Source organism: Mesorhizobium sp. M2E.F.Ca.ET.219.01.1.1 (assembly GCF_004016445.2).
Lineage (GTDB): Bacteria > Pseudomonadota > Alphaproteobacteria > Rhizobiales > Rhizobiaceae > Mesorhizobium.
Genome location: NZ_SADT02000005.1, coordinates 158,607 through 174,664, shown reverse-complemented (window position 1 = coordinate 174,664; position 16,058 = coordinate 158,607). Strand labels below are relative to the sequence as shown.

19 protein-coding genes are annotated in these 16,058 nt (G+C 65.0%); 9 read left to right on the top strand and 10 right to left on the bottom strand.

Annotation, left to right across the window (positions count from 1 at the left end):
- Nucleotides 1–218: 218 nt before the first annotated feature.
- On the bottom strand, nucleotides 219–674 hold the full coding sequence (locus EN862_RS23770) for a cyclic nucleotide-binding domain-containing protein (RefSeq protein WP_126080489.1): 456 nt from the start codon (nucleotides 672–674) through the stop codon (nucleotides 219–221).
- 262 nt (nucleotides 675–936) lie between these two features.
- The gene (locus tag EN862_RS23765; protein ID WP_127865982.1) at nucleotides 937–1,620 is read right to left on the bottom strand and encodes a response regulator transcription factor; all 684 of its coding nucleotides are present in this window, start codon (nucleotides 1,618–1,620) and stop codon (nucleotides 937–939) included.
- A gap of 87 nt (nucleotides 1,621–1,707) precedes the next feature.
- Between EN862_RS23765 and EN862_RS23760 the strand changes: the two genes are divergently transcribed.
- Nucleotides 1,708–2,304, top strand: a complete 597-nt coding sequence (locus tag EN862_RS23760; protein ID WP_126083650.1) for a L,D-transpeptidase — start codon at nucleotides 1,708–1,710, stop codon at nucleotides 2,302–2,304.
- A gap of 64 nt (nucleotides 2,305–2,368) precedes the next feature.
- Here EN862_RS23760 and EN862_RS23755 read toward each other — a convergent pair whose 3' ends face one another.
- Nucleotides 2,369–2,767 carry a GFA family protein gene (locus EN862_RS23755; protein WP_127865981.1) on the bottom strand — a complete coding sequence of 133 codons (399 nt, stop codon included), beginning with the start codon at nucleotides 2,765–2,767 and terminating at the stop codon, nucleotides 2,369–2,371.
- A 76-nt stretch (nucleotides 2,768–2,843) separates the two neighbouring features.
- Entirely contained in the window at nucleotides 2,844–3,107 is a 264-nt protein-coding gene (locus EN862_RS23750; RefSeq protein ID WP_127865980.1) for a hypothetical protein, read from the bottom strand.
- A 131-nt stretch (nucleotides 3,108–3,238) separates the two neighbouring features.
- Here EN862_RS23750 and gcvA point away from each other — a divergent pair, with 131 nt between their 5' ends.
- On the top strand, nucleotides 3,239–4,159 hold the full coding sequence (gene gcvA / locus EN862_RS23745; protein ID WP_127865979.1) for a transcriptional regulator GcvA: 921 nt from the start codon (nucleotides 3,239–3,241) through the stop codon (nucleotides 4,157–4,159).
- Between the two features lie 8 nt (nucleotides 4,160–4,167).
- Here gcvA and EN862_RS23740 read toward each other — a convergent pair whose 3' ends face one another.
- From EN862_RS23740 to tsaD, 6 genes are read right to left on the bottom strand one after another with little or no spacing between them, the layout of a single operon-like run.
- Nucleotides 4,168–4,593: a DUF1761 domain-containing protein gene (locus tag EN862_RS23740; RefSeq protein WP_127865978.1), complete on the bottom strand. Its 426-nt coding sequence runs from the start codon at nucleotides 4,591–4,593 to the stop codon at nucleotides 4,168–4,170.
- A 50-nt stretch (nucleotides 4,594–4,643) separates the two neighbouring features.
- Nucleotides 4,644–5,342: a methyltransferase gene (locus EN862_RS23735; protein ID WP_189401482.1), complete on the bottom strand. Its 699-nt coding sequence runs from the start codon at nucleotides 5,340–5,342 to the stop codon at nucleotides 4,644–4,646.
- Entirely contained in the window at nucleotides 5,297–5,722 is a 426-nt protein-coding gene (locus EN862_RS23730; RefSeq protein WP_127865976.1) for an EVE domain-containing protein, read from the bottom strand. The genes EN862_RS23735 and EN862_RS23730 overlap by 46 nt, the downstream gene beginning before the upstream one ends.
- Nucleotides 5,723–5,753: 31 nt before the next feature.
- Nucleotides 5,754–6,050, bottom strand: coding sequence for a YciI-like protein (locus EN862_RS23725; protein WP_127305685.1), 297 nt, complete (start codon nucleotides 6,048–6,050; stop codon nucleotides 5,754–5,756).
- Between the two features lie 17 nt (nucleotides 6,051–6,067).
- The gene (locus EN862_RS23720; protein ID WP_127865975.1) at nucleotides 6,068–7,072 is read right to left on the bottom strand and encodes an NAD(P)H-dependent glycerol-3-phosphate dehydrogenase; all 1,005 of its coding nucleotides are present in this window, start codon (nucleotides 7,070–7,072) and stop codon (nucleotides 6,068–6,070) included.
- Nucleotides 7,069–8,154, bottom strand: a complete 1,086-nt coding sequence (tsaD, locus tag EN862_RS23715) for a tRNA (adenosine(37)-N6)-threonylcarbamoyltransferase complex transferase subunit TsaD (RefSeq protein ID WP_189401531.1) — start codon at nucleotides 8,152–8,154, stop codon at nucleotides 7,069–7,071. Before tsaD ends, EN862_RS23720 begins: the two co-directional genes overlap by 4 nt.
- Nucleotides 8,155–8,257: 103 nt before the next feature.
- On the opposite strand from tsaD, the gene hemC reads away from it, so the two are divergent.
- The 7 genes from hemC to EN862_RS23680 all read left to right on the top strand — a co-directional run bounded on the left by hemC (nucleotide 8,258) and on the right by EN862_RS23680 (nucleotide 15,899).
- Complete coding sequence (gene hemC, locus EN862_RS23710; protein WP_127865974.1) at nucleotides 8,258–9,181, top strand: hydroxymethylbilane synthase; 924 nt, start codon at nucleotides 8,258–8,260, stop codon at nucleotides 9,179–9,181.
- A gap of 1 nt (nucleotide 9,182) precedes the next feature.
- Nucleotides 9,183–9,896 (top strand): uroporphyrinogen-III synthase, encoded by a 714-nt coding sequence (locus EN862_RS23705; protein WP_127865973.1) that lies wholly within the window; start codon nucleotides 9,183–9,185, stop codon nucleotides 9,894–9,896.
- 205 nt (nucleotides 9,897–10,101) lie between these two features.
- Nucleotides 10,102–11,565, top strand: coding sequence for a COG4223 family protein (locus tag EN862_RS23700; protein ID WP_127865972.1), 1,464 nt, complete (start codon nucleotides 10,102–10,104; stop codon nucleotides 11,563–11,565).
- A 10-nt stretch (nucleotides 11,566–11,575) separates the two neighbouring features.
- Nucleotides 11,576–13,144, top strand: a complete 1,569-nt coding sequence (locus EN862_RS23695) for a heme biosynthesis protein HemY (RefSeq protein ID WP_127865971.1) — start codon at nucleotides 11,576–11,578, stop codon at nucleotides 13,142–13,144.
- A 33-nt stretch (nucleotides 13,145–13,177) separates the two neighbouring features.
- Entirely contained in the window at nucleotides 13,178–13,657 is a 480-nt protein-coding gene (locus EN862_RS23690) for a TerB family tellurite resistance protein (protein ID WP_127865970.1), read from the top strand.
- A gap of 18 nt (nucleotides 13,658–13,675) precedes the next feature.
- Nucleotides 13,676–14,392 carry a glutamine amidotransferase gene (locus EN862_RS23685; RefSeq protein ID WP_127865969.1) on the top strand — a complete coding sequence of 239 codons (717 nt, stop codon included), beginning with the start codon at nucleotides 13,676–13,678 and terminating at the stop codon, nucleotides 14,390–14,392.
- Nucleotides 14,393–14,933: 541 nt separating this feature from the next.
- The gene (locus tag EN862_RS23680) at nucleotides 14,934–15,899 is read left to right on the top strand and encodes an MBL fold metallo-hydrolase (protein WP_127866339.1); all 966 of its coding nucleotides are present in this window, start codon (nucleotides 14,934–14,936) and stop codon (nucleotides 15,897–15,899) included.
- The last annotated feature ends 159 nt before the right edge of the window (nucleotides 15,900–16,058 follow it).

Genomic DNA, 16,058 nt, shown 5'->3' with positions numbered 1-16,058 from the left:
TCAGTTACAGGTAGCGATCCTTCGCGCCCTCCTCTGTCCTGCCGGACATCTCCCCCACTTGGGGGGAGATTGGCTGTCATCTCGGCTTTCGACAAATCCAACGTTGATGAGTGGGCGCCGCGGCGAAAGCTGCTGATCTCCCCCCTTGTGGGGGAGATGGCCGGCAGGCCAGAGGGGGGCGCTGTCCCGCCAACGTTCAGAGATTATTCGTCAGGCATTCACCCCGTAAACCTTGGCGCCAGTTCCTCGATGCGGGCGATCATCTGCTGGAATTCCTCCAGGATGCGCTCATGCAACAGGACCGCGATCTCCGGATATTCTTCCAGGATTCGGTGAAACATCTTGCGGCTCAGCCGGATCACTTCCGAATCGACCGCGGCGGAGGCGCTGGTCAGCCGGTTGGTGTCGGCGATCAGCGCCAGTTCGCTCAGCATGGTGCCCGGACCCGCAGTGCCGATCGGGACGCGTTCGCCCCCTAGCTCCCGGTAGAGCGTGATCAAGCCGCTGACCACGATGTAGGCAGAGTCGGCGACGTCGTCCTCGCGGTAGAGCTTGTGGTCGGCCTGCAGCATGGTGGTCTCGGCGCCGAAGGCGAGCAGGCGCAGCTGTTCCTGCGTGAAACCCTGGAAAAGCTTCACACCGGACAGGATGCGGATGTCGTCATCCAGCGCCATCCTAGCTGTGTCCCCGAGCGGTCAGTCCAATCCCTCCTTTGGAGCGGCGCGCCCTCCTGGGCACGCGAAAAACGCTCCACCATGCATCGTGCGATGCTTGCAACGAGCCGATCCATCACCCTCCAGCACCAGGATCGTACCCGAGGCGGTCCCGCCCGACCGCTCTGTCTCTTTTGGCTCAATTCCGGACGGAAGGCTACGGCGAAGCCGCCAAGCTCAACCGTTTCGTAGTTTTCCTGGAATTGCTTAGATCATGAAATGTTTAAGGAACCAGCTTGTAGCCGCCGCTTTCTGTCACAAGAATTTCGGCATTGGAAGGATCGCGCTCGATCTTCTGGCGCAAGCGGTAGACATGGGTCTCCAGCGTGTGCGTGGTGACGCCGGAATTGTAGCCCCAGACCTCTTCCAACAGCACGTCGCGCGTCACCACCTTCTGGTCGGCGCGATAGAGATATTTGATGATCGAAGCTTCCTTCTCGGTCAGCCGCACCTTGGCGCCGCGCGGATCGATCAAGAGCTTCTGGCTGGGCTTGAAGGTGTAGGGTCCGACCGAGAAGGTGGCGTCCTCGCTCTGCTCATGCTGGCGAAGCTGGGCGCGGATGCGCGCCAAAAGCACGGCGAAGCGGAAGGGCTTGGTCACATAATCGTTGGCGCCGGCCTCGAGGCCCAGAATCGTGTCTGAATCGGTGTCGTGGCCGGTCAGCATGATGATCGGCGCCTTGTAGCCGCCCTTGCGCAGGATCTTCACCGCCTCACGGCCATCCATGTCGGGCAGGCCGACATCCATGATGAGCAGGTCGACAACGCCGCTGCGCGCGGCGGCAACGCCTTTTGCGGCGGTCGATTCCTGCTGGACGTCGAATTCCTCGTAGAGCGCCAGCTGCTCGACCAGGGTGGAGCGCAGGTCGTCGTCGTCATCGACGATCAGGATGGTGCGTGATGTCATGGGATATCAATCCGTTGTTTTAAAAAGAATATTCAGTTGACCTCCCCCCATTTATGCGGAAGCTCACCGGCGCAACAGCCGATCACAGTGATTTGTTCCGTGACACGATCATACAAGAAAAAACGCGCGCGCAATGAGGCGGGCGCATTTTTGCCGAAGGGCTTGCGCGTTTTGGTGGTGCGCGCGCGGCCCGGCAACCCCGCACAGGGCTTCCTGCAAGCCGGCAAAACGGTGTTTCCCTGCGCCCTGGGGCGCAGCGGGATCACCGCCAACAAGCATGAAGGGGATGGCGCGACGCCGCTGGCGTCGATGCGCATCCTGTCAGGCTATTTTCGGGGCGATCATTTCGCGGGCGGGCGCAGGACGAGGCTGCCGATGGCGCCGATCGGTCCGGATCTCGGCTGGTGCGAGGTGCCGGACGACCGCAACTACAACCGCCCGGTGAAGATCCCCTATGGCGCGAGCCATGAGCGGATGAAGCGCGACGACCGGCTCTACGATGTCTGCCTGGTGCTCGACTGGAACATCGCGCCGCGCTTGCGCGGGCGCGGCAGCGCGATCTTCTTCCATCTGGCGCGGCCGGGCTTCACGCCGACCCAAGGCTGCGTGGCGGTGACGGCGCGGACCATGGCGAGGCTGCTTCCGTTGTTGTCGGACAGGACGGTGGTGAAGGTGGTGAGGTAGGGTGAGGCCGGCAAACGGCGGTCTCGGAAGCCGCCGAGTTTGGCCGCTTCGCGATTCCGGTGCCCTAGCCTTTCGTGTAGTCAGGCCCAACACGCGTCGGCAGGCCGTCGGCGAGTTTCAACCAGGGGAGCTTCTCTTCAAAAGCGACATGCAGCGTGGGCGCGAATTTCTCCGGCTCATCCATTGCCGCGGCAAAGAAATGCATGACGTCGGACATCTTCTTCGAGCGGAAGGACAGCGGCGTGCCGCAGTGATCGCAAAATGTCCTTTCCACGCCGGGAGAAGAATTGAACACCTTCGCCGGCTTGCTCAGCCATCGCCATTGGCCGTCCAGGACGCCGATATAAGTCGTCATCGGCGCAGAACATTGCCGCCGGCAACTTTCGCAATGACAGACCACGCAGGCCTGTGGCGGACCATCGACTTCGAAAGCAACGGCGCCGCATAGGCAGTGACCACGCATGTGAATTCTCCTTCAGCTGATCGACCCGCTGGCGCTAAAGCCCATCATGCCGGTGAAAGCGCCAGCGGTGTATGCATTAGCGATGGGATCGACGTGGAGGCTGCCAGCCGGTGTCCAGCAAGCCGATGCGGCCAAGCTCCCTGTCCATTGCCTTTGTGACGTTGCGGCGCCTGCCGCCGACGTCGCGCAGGTCGCGGTCGGAAAGGTCTTCGACGGATTCCACAGTCAAGGTGGCGGCGACCCGGGCCTGGCGCAGCCAATCGCGTGCTGAATGCAGCCAGAGGGCGAGGCCAGAAGGCGATTCCAGGGTGGTGCAGGGCTTCAGGGCGATCTCAGACATGGCTCTATCCGTGTTTCTCCGGATATCAAATCCGGTTTGATGGTGTTTCGATGAAGCCATCATGCCGGATTGAAAAACAAACGAGAAACGAGTAGTTCTTTTTTGATCATCAAGTTTTATTTGGAGATTGGATGTCCAAGCTGCTGCCCGGGACGCGCGCTCTGAGGACGTTCGAGGCGGCCGCCAGGCACCTCAACTTCACCCGCGCCGCGGACGAGCTCGGCCTGACGCCGGCGGCGGTCAGCCACCAGATCAAGGAAATCGAGGATCAGCTCGACCTGGTGCTGTTCACGCGCACCAGCCGCACCATCCGGCTGACCGAAGCGGGCAGCGTGCTTCACGACGCGTCGATCGACGCGCTCGACCTGCTCAGCCGCGCCGTCAGCCGCGCGCGCAAGATGACGCGCGGCACATCCTTGTTGAAGGTGACGCTCGACGCGCAGTTCGCCACAAAGTGGCTGATGCGGCGCGTCGACGATTTCCGCCAGCAGAAGCCCGGCATCGAGCTGCGCTTCGACATCACCTACGATGTCAGGGATTTCGAACGCGACGATGTCGATATCGGCATCCGCTTCGGCACCGGCAGATATCCGGGGCTCGTCGCGCACCGGCTGTTTGAAAACATCATCATCCCGGTGTGCAGCCCGGCGCTGCTGGTGTCGGGTCCGCCGCTGAGGGAGCCGCGCGACCTGTTCAACCACACGCTTGCGCATATCGAATGGTCAAGGCAGGGCGTGACCTGGCCGAACTGGAGCATGTGGATGCACGCGGCCGGCGTCGATGATTTCGACGACAGCCGCACGCTGGTCTTCGGATCGTCGACCGATGCCACCCAGGCGGCGCTCGACGGCAATGCGGTGGCGCTCGCCGACTTTGCCATGGTCGCCAACGATCTTTCGCAGGGGCGGCTGGTGCGGCCCTTCGAGCTCGGCATCAAGGTGGCGCCGGAATTTGCCTATTTCCTCGTCTATCTCGAGGCCGCGAAGGACGACGCGCGGATCATCGCCTTCCGCGAATGGCTGTTGGACGAGGTGGCGAAAACGCCGACATAAGACTGTTGTCAGCCCGCCGGCGCGGCTGGCGCGCCGAACCAGCCGATGATGGCGCCGATGATCAGCATCACGCCCAGCCAATGGCCGGCATCGATCAGCGTCAGGGTCCAGCCGAAGCCTTGATAACGGTGATTGGCGGTCAGCGTCGTGGCGATGAAGCCCAGCCAGAGCACGAAGCCGAACAGCAAGCCGGCGACCGGGTTCGGTTCGCCGCCAGTTATGGCGCCCACCACCAGTGTCAGCACGAGCGCCATGACCAATTCGGCAACGAAGCTGATAACGAACGGAAGCGCCGAGCGCTTCATGGTGGCCGGGTCGAGCTTGGCCGCGTTCAACCAGGGCTTGCTCAAACCCATGTACCAGACGGCGCCGAACAACCATGCGACGACAGCGGCGACGATTACCGCCAGCCAGTTCACGACCGAAAAATCCATGCTTTCCCCTCCAAATCGAAATGCGATGGAACGCTTGTTCGGCGATCGCGTCAAGCAAGGCGCCAGACAGTCGTGCGCTTGACCTCGGCATCTTCCAGCACCCGCGTCACCGGGACCTCATAGACGGCAAGCGACTGCAGCCCGGTCCTGGGCAGGTAGGCGCGGCCGGGATCGCCGACGAGGATGTCGGCGCCGCGCGCCCGCAGGCTCGCGAACCAGGGCATGAGCCTCTCGGCGAAGGCCTTGTCGTAGAAGACGTCGCCGGCAAGCACGACGTCCCAGCCACCGTCGGAGCTGACGCAATCCATGCCCAGGAATTGCGCTTCGACGCCGTTGGCCTCGAGGTTGAGCGCGATCGCCGTCTCGCAGAACGGATCGATGTCGGCGGCGATCACTGCCGCGGCACCTGCCTTCATCGCCGCGATCGCGACGAGGCCCGATCCCGAGGCGAAGTCGAGCACGCGTTTTCCGCGCACAGTTCCGGGGTGGTCGAGCACATAGCGGGCGAGGCCCTGGCCGCCGGCCCAGGCAAAAGCCCAGAAAGGCGGCGGCAAGCCGATCTCGGCCAGCTCCTCCTCGGTGCGCAGCCAAAGGTCATGCGCCTCGTCGGCGAGGTGCAAAAGCACTTCCGGCACATGCGGCGGCGCCATCAGCGCCGTGTTGTCGAGGATGAATTTCTTGGCGCTTTTCGGCGTCAGCTTTGTCACGGCGCCGGGTTGAGCTCGGCCATGCGGCAGACCTCTTTCCATTCGGCCGGCGTCACCGGCTGCACGGAAAGCCGGCCGAGCCGGACCAGCGCCATGTCGGCCAATTTCGGGTTGGCCTTGACCTGCTCCAGCGTCACCGGCTTCGGCACGTCCTTGAAGGCGCGGATGTCGACGCATTCCCAGCGCGGATCATCGGTCGTCGTATCGGGGTGGGCAAGCGCGCAGACCTCGGCGATGCCGACGATGTTCAGCCCCTCATTGGAATGATAGAAGAAGCCGAGATCGCCGATCTGCATCGCCTTCATGTTGTTGCGAGCAGCGTAGTTGCGCACGCCGTCCCACTGCGTGCCGGCCTTGCCCTTGGCCTTCAGCGCCTCGAAGGAAAAGACCGAGGGTTCGGACTTGAACAGCCAGTAGTTCATTTTGTTCCTCCAGCGGCGCTTCGACTGCGAATTAACTAGCCGCCGGCTTGTTGAAGGTCCAGTTCCACTGGCGGATTTCGACGCTCTCGAACAGGCCCGCCTTGGCATAAGGATCGGCTGCCGACAGGGCCTGCGCCGCCGCCAGGTCCGGCGCCTCGACCACGACGAGGCTGCCGTCCGGCTTGCCCTCGGCGTTGAGGAAGGGACCGGCGAAGGCCAGCTTTCCCTCGCCGTTCAGGCCTTCGAGGAAGGCGACATGGGTCGGCCTGGTGTCGACGCGCAGCTGCAGGCTGCCGGGCTTGTCCTTGCAAATCAATGCAAACAGCATTTTTCAACTCCGATGGTTCAGATGTCGGTTTCGGTCTTGAGCGGGCGTGTCATCAGCGCGGTCACCGCCTGCTCGATGGTTATCTTGCCGTCGAGGATGGCGGCGACGGCGGAAATGATCGGCGCCTCGATGCCGCGCTCGGCGGCGATGCGGGCGGCGATGCCCGCCGTGGGCACGCCTTCGGCCAGTGGCAGGCCGGCAAGCGGCTTGCCCTGACCGAGCGCCAGACCATAGGCGAAATTGCGCGATTGTGCCGAGGAGCAGGTGAGCAAGAGGTCGCCAAGGCCGGAAAGCCCCATCAGCGTCTCCGGCCTGGCGCCGAAGGCGGCGCCGATGCGGCGCAGTTCGACGAAGCCGCGCGTCACCATGGCGGCCTGGGCGCTGGCTCCGAGCCCGGCGCCGGTGACGGCGCCAGCGGCGATGGCAAAGACGTTCTTCAGCGCGCCGCCGATCTCGACGCCGATCAGGTCGTCGCTGGAATAGCAGCGCAGGTTCTCCGCCGAGAAGCGCGCGGCAAGCTCTGCCGCCAATTCCGCCTCTCGGGCGGCGACCACCACGGCGGTCGGCAGGCCGCGCGCGACGTCGCTGGCGAAGCTCGGACCGGAAAGTGCGGCGACCGGATTGTTGGGCAGGCTTTCCTCGACGATCGTCGAGAGCAGCGCGCCGGTGTCGCGCTCGATGCCCTTGGCGCAGAGCACCAGCGGCACGCCCGTAGGAACGTGGTTGCGGGCATGGGCCAGGACGGCGCGCAGCGACTGCGCCGGCGTCACCGCGAGCACGCAGTCGGCGCCGTCGAGGGCGGCTGCAATGTCGCTGGTGGCCGCGATGCCGGGCTCGATGCTGATGCCGGGCAAATAGCGCGCGTTCTCGCCGCGGGCGATGGCGGCGACCGTATCAGTGTCGCGCGCATAGAGCCTCACATCATGGCCGGCGCGCAGCATGGCCAGCGCCAGCGCCGTGCCCCAGGCGCCGCCGCCCACCACCGCAACACGCCAGCCGCTGGCGGATCGCTTGGCTGTCATGCCTTGGCACCACGTCGGCCCGAGCCGACCATGGGCGTGGAAACGCTGTCGAGCGGCCAGCGCGAACGCGGCACGAAGTCGGCGGTGTTTTCGTCGGCGATCCCGGCGCGCAGGCGTTCGATGCCGGCCCAGGCGATCATCGCTGCATTGTCGGTGCACAGTTTCTGCGGCGGCGCGACAAAGGCGAAGCCGGCTTGCGAGCAAAGCGCTTCAAGCGTCGCCTTGATGGTGCGGTTGGCGGCGACGCCGCCGGCGACGACCAGCGCCGGCTTTGCCTGGTCGGGGAATTCCTGGCGGAAACGGGCCAGCGCGCGCGCCACGCGGTCGCCCAGCGCGTCGGCCACCGCCGCCTGGAAGGAGGCGCAGATGTCGGCGACGTCCTGGTCGCTCAACGGCGCGATCGCTGTCGCCGCCTGGCGCACCGCCGTCTTCAGGCCGGAGAAGGAAAAGTCCGGTTGCGCCGAGCCCTTCATCGGGCGCGGGAAGGCAAATCGGCCGGCGTCGCCGCTGGCCGCGGCCTTCTCGACATTCGGTCCGCCGGGATAGGGCAGGCCAAGCATCTTGGCCGTCTTGTCGAAGGCTTCGCCGAGCGCATCGTCGATCGTGGTCGCCCAGCGCTGGTAATCGCCGACGCCGCGCACTGCGACGATCTGGGTGTGGCCGCCGGAGACGAGCAGAAGCAGATAGGGGAAGTTGAGACCGTCGGTCAGCCGCGCCGTCAACGCGTGGCCTTCCAGGTGGTTGATGGCGATCAGCGGCTTGTTCGCGGCGGCGGCGATCGCCTTGGCCGTCATCAGGCCAACTATCAGCCCGCCGACGAGACCGGGCCCTGCCGTCGCGGCGATGGCGTCGACCTCGTCCAGCGACACGGCCGAATCGGCAAGCGCCGCCTCGACGATCCCGTCCAGGGCTTCGACATGGGCGCGCGCGGCAATCTCCGGCACGACGCCGCCAAAGGCCGTGTGCTCCTCGATCTGGCTCAACACCACGTTGGACAGGATTTCCGGCGCGGCGCCACCGTCCAGCGCCACCACGCTGGCCGCCGTCTCGTCGCAACTCGTCTCAATGCCCAGAACGCGGATCAATTGGTCGCTGTCCATGAAGATTGTATCACCGGCCAATCCCAATTAGGAAAAGGCCCGGCAGACCTCAAGCTGCCCCGGGGGTTATCACGGACCGCGCGCCATGCAAACTTTGAAAATCGGAACACGCGGCAGCCCGCTGGCGCTGGCCCAGGCGCATGAGACGCAGGCGCGGCTGATGCAGGCGCATGGCCTGCCCGAGCAGGCGTTTGAGGTGATGCCTATCTCGACCAGCGGCGACCGCATCCAGGACCGGCCGCTCTCGGAAGCCGGCGGCAAGGGCCTGTTCACCAAGGAGATCGAGGAGGCGCTGCTCGACGGCCGCATCGACATCGCCGTGCATTCCTCCAAGGATATGCCGACGGTGCTGCCCGACGGATTGGAGCTTGTCACCTTCCTGCCGCGCGAGGATGCGCGCGACGCTTTCATCGGCAAACGGGCGAAGCAGATCGCCGACCTGCCGCACGGCGCGACGGTGGGATCCTCGTCGCTGCGCCGCCAGGCGCTGATCCGCCGGATGCGGCCGGATCTCGATGTGGTGACCTTTCGCGGCAATGTGCAGACGAGGCTGCGCAAGCTGGACGAAGGCGTCGCCGAGGGTACGATCCTGGCCTATGCAGGGCTGAAGCGGCTCGGGCTCGAACATGTCGTCACCGACCTGATGTCGCTGGAGGATTTCCCGCCGGCGCCGGGGCAAGGCGCGATCGGCATCGAAACCCGCATCGGCGACCGCGAGGTCGAAAAAATGCTCGCGGCGATCCATCATGTGCCGACCGGCCAGGCGCTCGCCTGCGAGCGCGCCTTTCTTGCCGCGCTCGATGGATCCTGCCGCACGCCAATCGCCGGCCATGCGACGGTCGCGGGCGAGAAACTGTCATTTGCCGGGCTGATCATCTCGCCCGATGGCACGCAATCGCACGAGGTCCGGCTGGAAGGCGAGGCTGCGGACGCGGCGGAGATCGGGCTCGACGCCGCGCGGACGGTTCGCGCCAGGGCGGGCGCCGAATTCTTCGACGGCTGGGCGTGACATGGTCCGCGTCCTGGTGACGAGGCCGGAGCCCGGCGCGTCGCGCACGGCACGACGCCTCGAAGCCCTGGGATTTCAGCCCGTCCTGCTGCCGCTCACTGAGACGAGCGCCTTGCCGGTCGAGGTGACTATCGGCGCCGATGCCGTGGCGGTTGCGGTCACCAGCGCCAATGCGGTGCGGCATGCGCCGCAAGCGCTAATCGCGGTGCTTGCGGGCCTGCCTTGCCACGCGGTTGGCAAAAGGACGGCCGAAGCCTGCCGCGCGGCGGGATTCTTGTCCGTCACGGAAGGCCCGGGCGACGCAGAAGCACTGGCGGATCTCATCGCCGGCGATCTTGCCGGCAAGGCAATCGTCTATTTGTGCGGCCGTGTCCGCTTCCCGGCGTTCGAGCGGCGGCTGGCGGAAGCCGGCGTGCGTGTCCAGCCGATCGAGACTTACGACACGACCGGCATCGACCATGGCGATGCCGAGGTGGTCACCCGCCTGTCGGGCCAGCCGGTCGAGGTCGTGCTGCTCTATTCAGCCAAGGCCAGCGCGGCGTTGGCCAACCTGATTGCGCGACCGGTCCTGAAGCAGCTCTTTGAAAAGACGGATTTTCTGGCGCTTTCTGCGCGCGTCGCCAAGCCGCTGGATGGGGTAGCCGGGCACAGGATCCGGATCGCGCCGCGACCGGATGAAGACGCGCTTCTCACGCTTTTGTCGCAACCGCGCTAGGGCATTTCACCGTTTCACGGAAACGGTGAAATACCCTATCTCTTTGTTTTTACGCAATTCCGGACGGAAAACCGCTCACACTTTTCCTGGAATTGCTCTAAGCCGCGTCATCACACCGCCCCTTTTCACCGCTTGGTGATGTGCTAGAGCATCCTGACGCTCGAGACCCTTTGAACCATCCCAAGCCAGTTCGCGGAGCCCAAGCATGGTCAAGACGCCGAAGATGCGACATTCGAAGACCCGGCGCGAGCCGGTGACCATCGAACTCGAGCCCGGCGCCGTCTCGCGAATCACCGATGAGGATGCCGCGAAGGCCAAGGCCACGCAGACCGACGAGGCGAAGGCGGAAGAGGCCGCCGCCGCTTCGCAGCCGGAGGCGCCAGAAGAGCCGATCCATGCCGACCAGGCCGATATCGAGCCTTGGGAGCATAGCGACGCCGCGCAGGCGACGGCCGACAAGCCCGAGGCCGGCAAGGACGACGAGCCGGAAAAGCCATATCCCGGCGGCTCCGATGCACCGAAGAGCCAGCCCAAGGGCTTCGAGTACAATTTCGAGGACGCATCCGCTGCGGCAAGCGCGAGCGCCTCGACAGCAAAGTCAGCCGACACACGGAGCGCGGATCGCGTGCCGCAGCCGTCGCGCAAAGCCGGCGTAAACAGCATCGCCGCCGGCGTGATCGGCGGCGTGATCGCGCTTGCCGGCGCCGGCCTGCTGCAGGCGGTCGGCATGCTTGGCGCGCCGGGAGCGGGCGGCGGATCGCTCGATGGCGTCAATGGCGAGATCGCTTCGCTGAAGGGCCAAATCGCGGCGCTGAAGCAAAATGGCGACACCGGTGCTTTCGCCAAGGTGGAGGGGCTTGCCTCGGCGCTGGAGCAGGTCAAGACCGATGTTGCGGCGCTGAAATCCGCGGCGGGGCAAGGCGGCGACGGCGCCGCGCTCAAGGCGCTCAGCGACAAGGTCGGCCAGATCGAGACGACCGTCGCCGAGCTACAGAAGAACGGCAATGCCGCATCCGTCGATCTCGGTCCGCTCAACGAGAAGATCGCCGGGCTCGACGCTCAGGTGAAATCGACCGGCGATGCGGCCAAGGCCGAGGATGGCCGGATCTCGGCGCTGGAGCAGTCCGTGTCGCAACTCTCCGGCAAGGTCGAGGCGCAGGCCTCGCAGCCCAAGATCGCACTGGCGATCGCTGCCTCCGCGCTGAAAGCGGCGCTCGACCGCGGTGCGCCGTTCGCGACCGAGCTGGACACTTTCGCGGCGATCGCGCCGAACGCGCCGGAGATCGGGGTGCTGCGTTCCTATGCCGAGAAAGGCGTGCCGACCCGCGCCACGATTGCCTCGGAGATCGATGCGGCGGCCAACGCCATGGTCGAGGCGGCGACGCCGGTCGACCCGAATGCCGGCTTCTTCCAGAGTCTGGTGTCGAGCGCGAAATCGCTGGTGCAGGTGCGGCCAGTCGGCGCCGTCGAAGGCAAGGGCACGCCCGAAACCGTGGCCCGCATGGAAGTGGCGGTAAACCAGGGCGACTACGCCAAGGCGCTCGGCGAATACGACACGCTGCCCGACGCAGTGAAAGCGGCGGGCGCCGATTTTGCCGGCAAACTGAAGGCACGGCTGGAGGTCGAAAAGCAGATCGATGCGCTGATTGCCGGCGCGACGAAGGCGTGAGGACGACAAGATGATCCGCCTTCTCGCCTTCCTCGCCGTCGTCTTCGCGCTGGGACTCGGTTTTGCCTGGCTGGCCGACCGTCCGGGCGAAATGCTCGTCACCTTCAACGGCTATAATTACAAGGTCTCGCTGATGGTCGCGGCGGTGGCGATCGTCGCCGTGGTCGCCGCGGTGATGATCGTCTGGTGGCTGATCAAGTCGCTGTGGAACAGCCCCTACACGATCTCGCGCTATTTCCGGGTGCGCCGCCGCGACCGCGGCTATCAGGCGCTGTCGACCGGCATGATCGCGGCCGGCGCTGGCGACGGCGCGCTGGCACGCAAGAAGACCAAGGAGGCGGCGAAGCTGATCAGCTCCGACCAGGAACCGCTGATCAACCTGCTCGACGCGCAGGCCTCTCTGCTCGAAGGCGACCATGAAGGCGCACGGGAAAAGTTCGAGCGCATGCTCGATGATCCCGAGATGCGGCTGCTCGGCCTGCGCGGGCTCTATCTGGAGGCCGAGCGGCTCGGCGACCGTAACGCCGCGCGCCACTATGCCGGCCGCGCCGCCGCGGTGGCGCCGCAGCTTGCCTGGGCGGCGGAATCGACGCTGGAGGAACTGACCGAACGCGGCGACTGGGATGGCGCGCTGAAGCTGGTCGAGGCGCAGAAATCGACGCGGCAGATCGAGCGCGACGCCGCCAACCGCCGCCGCGCCGTGCTGCTCACCGCCAAGGCGCAGGCGCTGGTCGACAGCGACCCGAACGCGGCCCGCACCGCGGCGCTTGAAGCCAACAAGCTGGCGCCCGGTTTCGCGCCGGCGGCGGTGATCGCCGCCGATCTGGTTATCCGGCAAAACGACGTGCGCAAGGGCTCCAAGATCCTGGAGGCCGCCTGGAAGGCCGAGCCGCATCCGGATATCGCCGAACTCTACACGCATGCGAGGCCGGGCGACGCGGTGCTCGACCGCCTCAACCGCGCGAAGAAGCTGCAGGAATTGAAGAGAAACCACGCCGAGTCGTCGATGGCCGTGGCGCGCGCGGCGCTCGACGCGCAGGATTACGCCACGGCGCGGCGTGAGGCGGAGGCAGCGATCCGCATGGATCGCCGCGAGGGCGCTTACCTTTTGCTCGCCGACATCGAGGAAGCCGAGACCGGCGACCAGGGCAAGGTGCGGCAGCTCTTATCGAAGGCGGTGCGCGCGCCGCGCGATCCGGCCTGGGTGGCGGATGGCGTCATTTCCGAGCGCTGGGCGCCGGTGTCGCCGGTCACCGGCAAGCTCGATGCCTTCACCTGGCGCGCGCCGATGGAGCGGCTCGGCCAACTGATCGACAGCGACGCGGATGTCGTAGTGCCGGCGATCACCGCCGCGCCTCCGGCCGCACCCGCTGAGAAGGCGATCGACATTGTTGCCGATGCTCCGATCGGGAAGCCGGCGTCGGCGAATGGTGGCGAGAAGGATTTGGCGGTTGCCGACGCGGCCGGCGAGGCGGAAGCCATCGGGCAGGGTTCGGAGTTGCGGCCTCTGCCCGACGATCCGGGCGTCGCGCCGGAAGAGGCTGCGGAAAAATCGCCGCGCCGGTTTCGTTTGTTTTGAGGTAGGGTTTTGGCGGGCAGGGAAAAGATATCGATGTTCGAGCGCGTATTGTCCTTCCTGAGGGATCTGCCTTCTGCCGGCGAGACCAAGCCGAGCGCCGACGATCCGCGCGTCGCGGCTTCCGCGCTGCTCTATCATGTGATGAACGCCGACGGCGTGCGCCAGGACGTCGAATGGGAGCGGTTCAAGCAGATCCTGGCCGAGACCTATTCGGTGAGCGGCGCGGAGCTCGACGCGCTGGCCGCCGCCGGCGAACGCGCCGACAATGAGGCGATCGACCTCTACGCCTTCACCAGCGTCTTGAAGCGCGATCTCGACCCCGAGGCGCGCAAGGCCTTCATCGGGCTGATGTGGGAAATCGTCTATGCCGATGGCGAGCTGCACGAACTCGAGGACAACACGGTATGGCGGGTCGCCGAGCTGATCGGCGTCGAGCGGCGTGACCGCATCGAGGCGCGCCGCAAGGCGGCGGCCGAGGCGCCCGGCGCGCGGGGCAGTTCAAGCGACGAATAACAGGACCCATCGCCTTCCATGCCACCCAGACCGAGGCCGAGACCAAAAATCCTGATCGTGCTGCATCAGGAGACTTCGAGCCCCGGCCGCGTCGGCCACATGCTGCTGGAAGAAGGTTTCGATCTCGACATCCGCCGGCCGCCGCTCGGCGACGAACTGCCTTGCACGCTCAACGATCATGCCGGCGCGGTGGTGTTCGGCGGGCCGATGAGCGCCAATGACGGGGACGAGTTCGTCCGCCGCGAGACCGACTGGCTGCAAATCCCGCTGAAGGAGAACCGTCCCTTCCTCGGCATCTGCCTCGGCGCGCAGATGCTGGCCAACCATCTCGGCGGTAAGGTCGAGGGCCATGGAGACGGGCTGGTCGAGATCGGCTGGTATCCGCTGAAGGCAACCGAGGCCGGCAAGAAGCTGCTGCACTGGCCGGAAATGGTCTACCAGTTCCACCGCGAAGGCTTTTCGCTGCCCAAGGAAGCGACGCTTTTGGCGACGGCGGAAACCTATCCCAACCAGGCGTTCCGCTATGGCGACAATGCCTGGGGCATCCAGTTCCATGGCGAGCTGACCCGCGCGATGATGCAGCGCTGGGTGGTGCGCGGCGCGCATCGCTTCGAGCTCCCCGGCGCCCAGCCCGGCCGCGACCATCTCGGCGGCCGGCTGATCTGGGACATGCACCTCAAGCGCTGGCTGAGCGAGTTCTTGCAGCTGATTTTTGGCAAGCCGGCTGTGGGGTAGAGCCAAGGCCGAATTGCCATGAACGGCCGGTTTTGACCGAAGATGGCTTGCGTCTGCCATGGCGTGGACGATCGCTTTGCGCCTCAAATTGGACATTGACCTAGCTATAGCCACACCCCGAAAGCTGATGTTTCTGAGCAGCGCTTTTGATTGGGTGATGTAGCCGACGATCCTCCCGGATTGCAGCGAACCTAGCGTCCGTGACGGGGGCGATAAGTTGGCACAATGCACCAAATGCTCGCCAACCTGTCATTTCGAGAAGGAATGCTCCAGTGAGGAACGGACCTGACCAAGTCAGGAACGGCTGGCATCTCGTCTATCCGGTTAGGAACAGCCAGGTGTTCGCGTAACATCATCGCTCCGGTCTTGGCCGGCATTGCTCTACGTCGGTTTTACCTCTTTTAACCAGAAGCCTTGCAGCCGATGCGATATCGTCCCGGCATTGGAGGCGATTGTGAAACGAACAATCAGCCCGCGGGTGTCGGCACGGACAAACGTCAGTCGTGCTTGGCGCTATTGCTTTCCAAGCGGAGTGGAAATGATGTCTAAGACAAATCTGATTTCGCGAAGGAGTTTCTGCCTCTGTTGCGCAGCCGCCTCTGCTTCAGCGGCCACCGGCGGATGGCTCAGTCCCAGGGAAGCGTATGCCGAGGCTCGCGGCGTTGTCACTCTTGTCAAGGATAGCGCTGCCGTATCGCCGATCGTCGCGCATCAGCTGCGCGGCAGCATTAGCGTGCTGGAGGGTTCGGGCGGGAACATCGCCGTCCTCACGGGGCCGGACGGCAAACTTCTGGTGGACGCCGGCATCGGAGTGTCGCGGATACATGTGACCGAAGCCTTGGATAAGCTCTCGGCCGATCCCGTAACGCATGTGATTAACACGCATTGGCATTTCGACCATGCCGACGGCAACGCGTGGCTTGGCGCGCTCGGGGCAAAGATCACGGCCCATGAAAACACGCGCAAATACCTTTCGCAGGTCCAGCGCGTCGAAGACTACGACTACAACTTCTTGCCGCTGCCGACAGACGGGCTGCCATCCGACGTGTTCGCGAACGAGCACGCCATCAAGGTTAACCGCGCCTCTGTAGGCATGAAATATTATGGCTCTGCTCACACCGACAGCGACATATCCGTTACCTTCGCCGAAGCGGACATCGTCCACGCTGGCGACACGTACTGGAATGGCCTTTACCCCTTCATCGACTATTCCACCGGCGGCAGCATCGATGGCATGATCGCGGCGTCGGAGGCCAATCTGGCCGCGACGACAGACAAGACGATCATCATTCCGGGCCACGGCAAGCCCGCCAGTAACCGGGCGGAGCTGCAAGAGTTCCGCGACATGCTTGTGGCTGTCCGCGAGAACGTCGCGAAGCTGAAAAAGCAAGGCCGGTCGCGCGACGAGACGGTCGCAGCCAAGCCAACCGCCACCTTCGACGCCAAGTGGGGCAAATCCGTCATCGATCCCGGCTTCTTCACTCGGCTGGTGTACCAAGGCGTGTGATTACCAGTTCACACATTCACGCAATTCGAACGACCGCGATGACGAAACGACGCAAAATCCGAGCAACCTCTGAGCCACGATCAACCGCCGGGCTCTACTCCTCGGATTGTGGGTATTCGACGTCGGCGCTTCCGCGACAGAGGCGAGATCCGCCGGGGC

What these genes read in the sequence shown, in the direction of transcription:
- EN862_RS23725 (WP_127305685.1), bottom strand. Translation starts at nt 6,050, where the DNA reads ATGCTGTTTGCATTGATTTGCAAGGACAAGCCCGGCAGCCTGCAGCTG.
- EN862_RS23680 (WP_127866339.1), top strand. Translation starts at nt 14,934, where the DNA reads ATGTCTAAGACAAATCTGATTTCGCGAAGGAGTTTCTGCCTCTGTTGC.
- EN862_RS23685 (WP_127865969.1), top strand. Translation starts at nt 13,676, where the DNA reads ATGCCACCCAGACCGAGGCCGAGACCAAAAATCCTGATCGTGCTGCAT.
- EN862_RS23690 (WP_127865970.1), top strand. Translation starts at nt 13,178, where the DNA reads ATGTTCGAGCGCGTATTGTCCTTCCTGAGGGATCTGCCTTCTGCCGGC.
- EN862_RS23765 (WP_127865982.1), bottom strand. Translation starts at nt 1,620, where the DNA reads ATGACATCACGCACCATCCTGATCGTCGATGACGACGACGACCTGCGC.
- EN862_RS23770 (WP_126080489.1), bottom strand. Translation starts at nt 674, where the DNA reads ATGGCGCTGGATGACGACATCCGCATCCTGTCCGGTGTGAAGCTTTTC.
- EN862_RS23730 (WP_127865976.1), bottom strand. Translation starts at nt 5,722, where the DNA reads ATGAACTACTGGCTGTTCAAGTCCGAACCCTCGGTCTTTTCCTTCGAG.
- hemC (WP_127865974.1), top strand. Translation starts at nt 8,258, where the DNA reads ATGCAAACTTTGAAAATCGGAACACGCGGCAGCCCGCTGGCGCTGGCC.
- EN862_RS23720 (WP_127865975.1), bottom strand. Translation starts at nt 7,072, where the DNA reads ATGACAGCCAAGCGATCCGCCAGCGGCTGGCGTGTTGCGGTGGTGGGC.
- EN862_RS23700 (WP_127865972.1), top strand. Translation starts at nt 10,102, where the DNA reads ATGGTCAAGACGCCGAAGATGCGACATTCGAAGACCCGGCGCGAGCCG.
- gcvA (WP_127865979.1), top strand. Translation starts at nt 3,239, where the DNA reads ATGTCCAAGCTGCTGCCCGGGACGCGCGCTCTGAGGACGTTCGAGGCG.
- EN862_RS23695 (WP_127865971.1), top strand. Translation starts at nt 11,576, where the DNA reads ATGATCCGCCTTCTCGCCTTCCTCGCCGTCGTCTTCGCGCTGGGACTC.
- EN862_RS23755 (WP_127865981.1), bottom strand. Translation starts at nt 2,767, where the DNA reads ATGCGTGGTCACTGCCTATGCGGCGCCGTTGCTTTCGAAGTCGATGGT.
- EN862_RS23735 (WP_189401482.1), bottom strand. Translation starts at nt 5,342, where the DNA reads ATGGAAAGAGGTCTGCCGCATGGCCGAGCTCAACCCGGCGCCGTGACA.
- EN862_RS23740 (WP_127865978.1), bottom strand. Translation starts at nt 4,593, where the DNA reads ATGGATTTTTCGGTCGTGAACTGGCTGGCGGTAATCGTCGCCGCTGTC.
- EN862_RS23705 (WP_127865973.1), top strand. Translation starts at nt 9,183, where the DNA reads ATGGTCCGCGTCCTGGTGACGAGGCCGGAGCCCGGCGCGTCGCGCACG.
- EN862_RS23750 (WP_127865980.1), bottom strand. Translation starts at nt 3,107, where the DNA reads ATGTCTGAGATCGCCCTGAAGCCCTGCACCACCCTGGAATCGCCTTCT.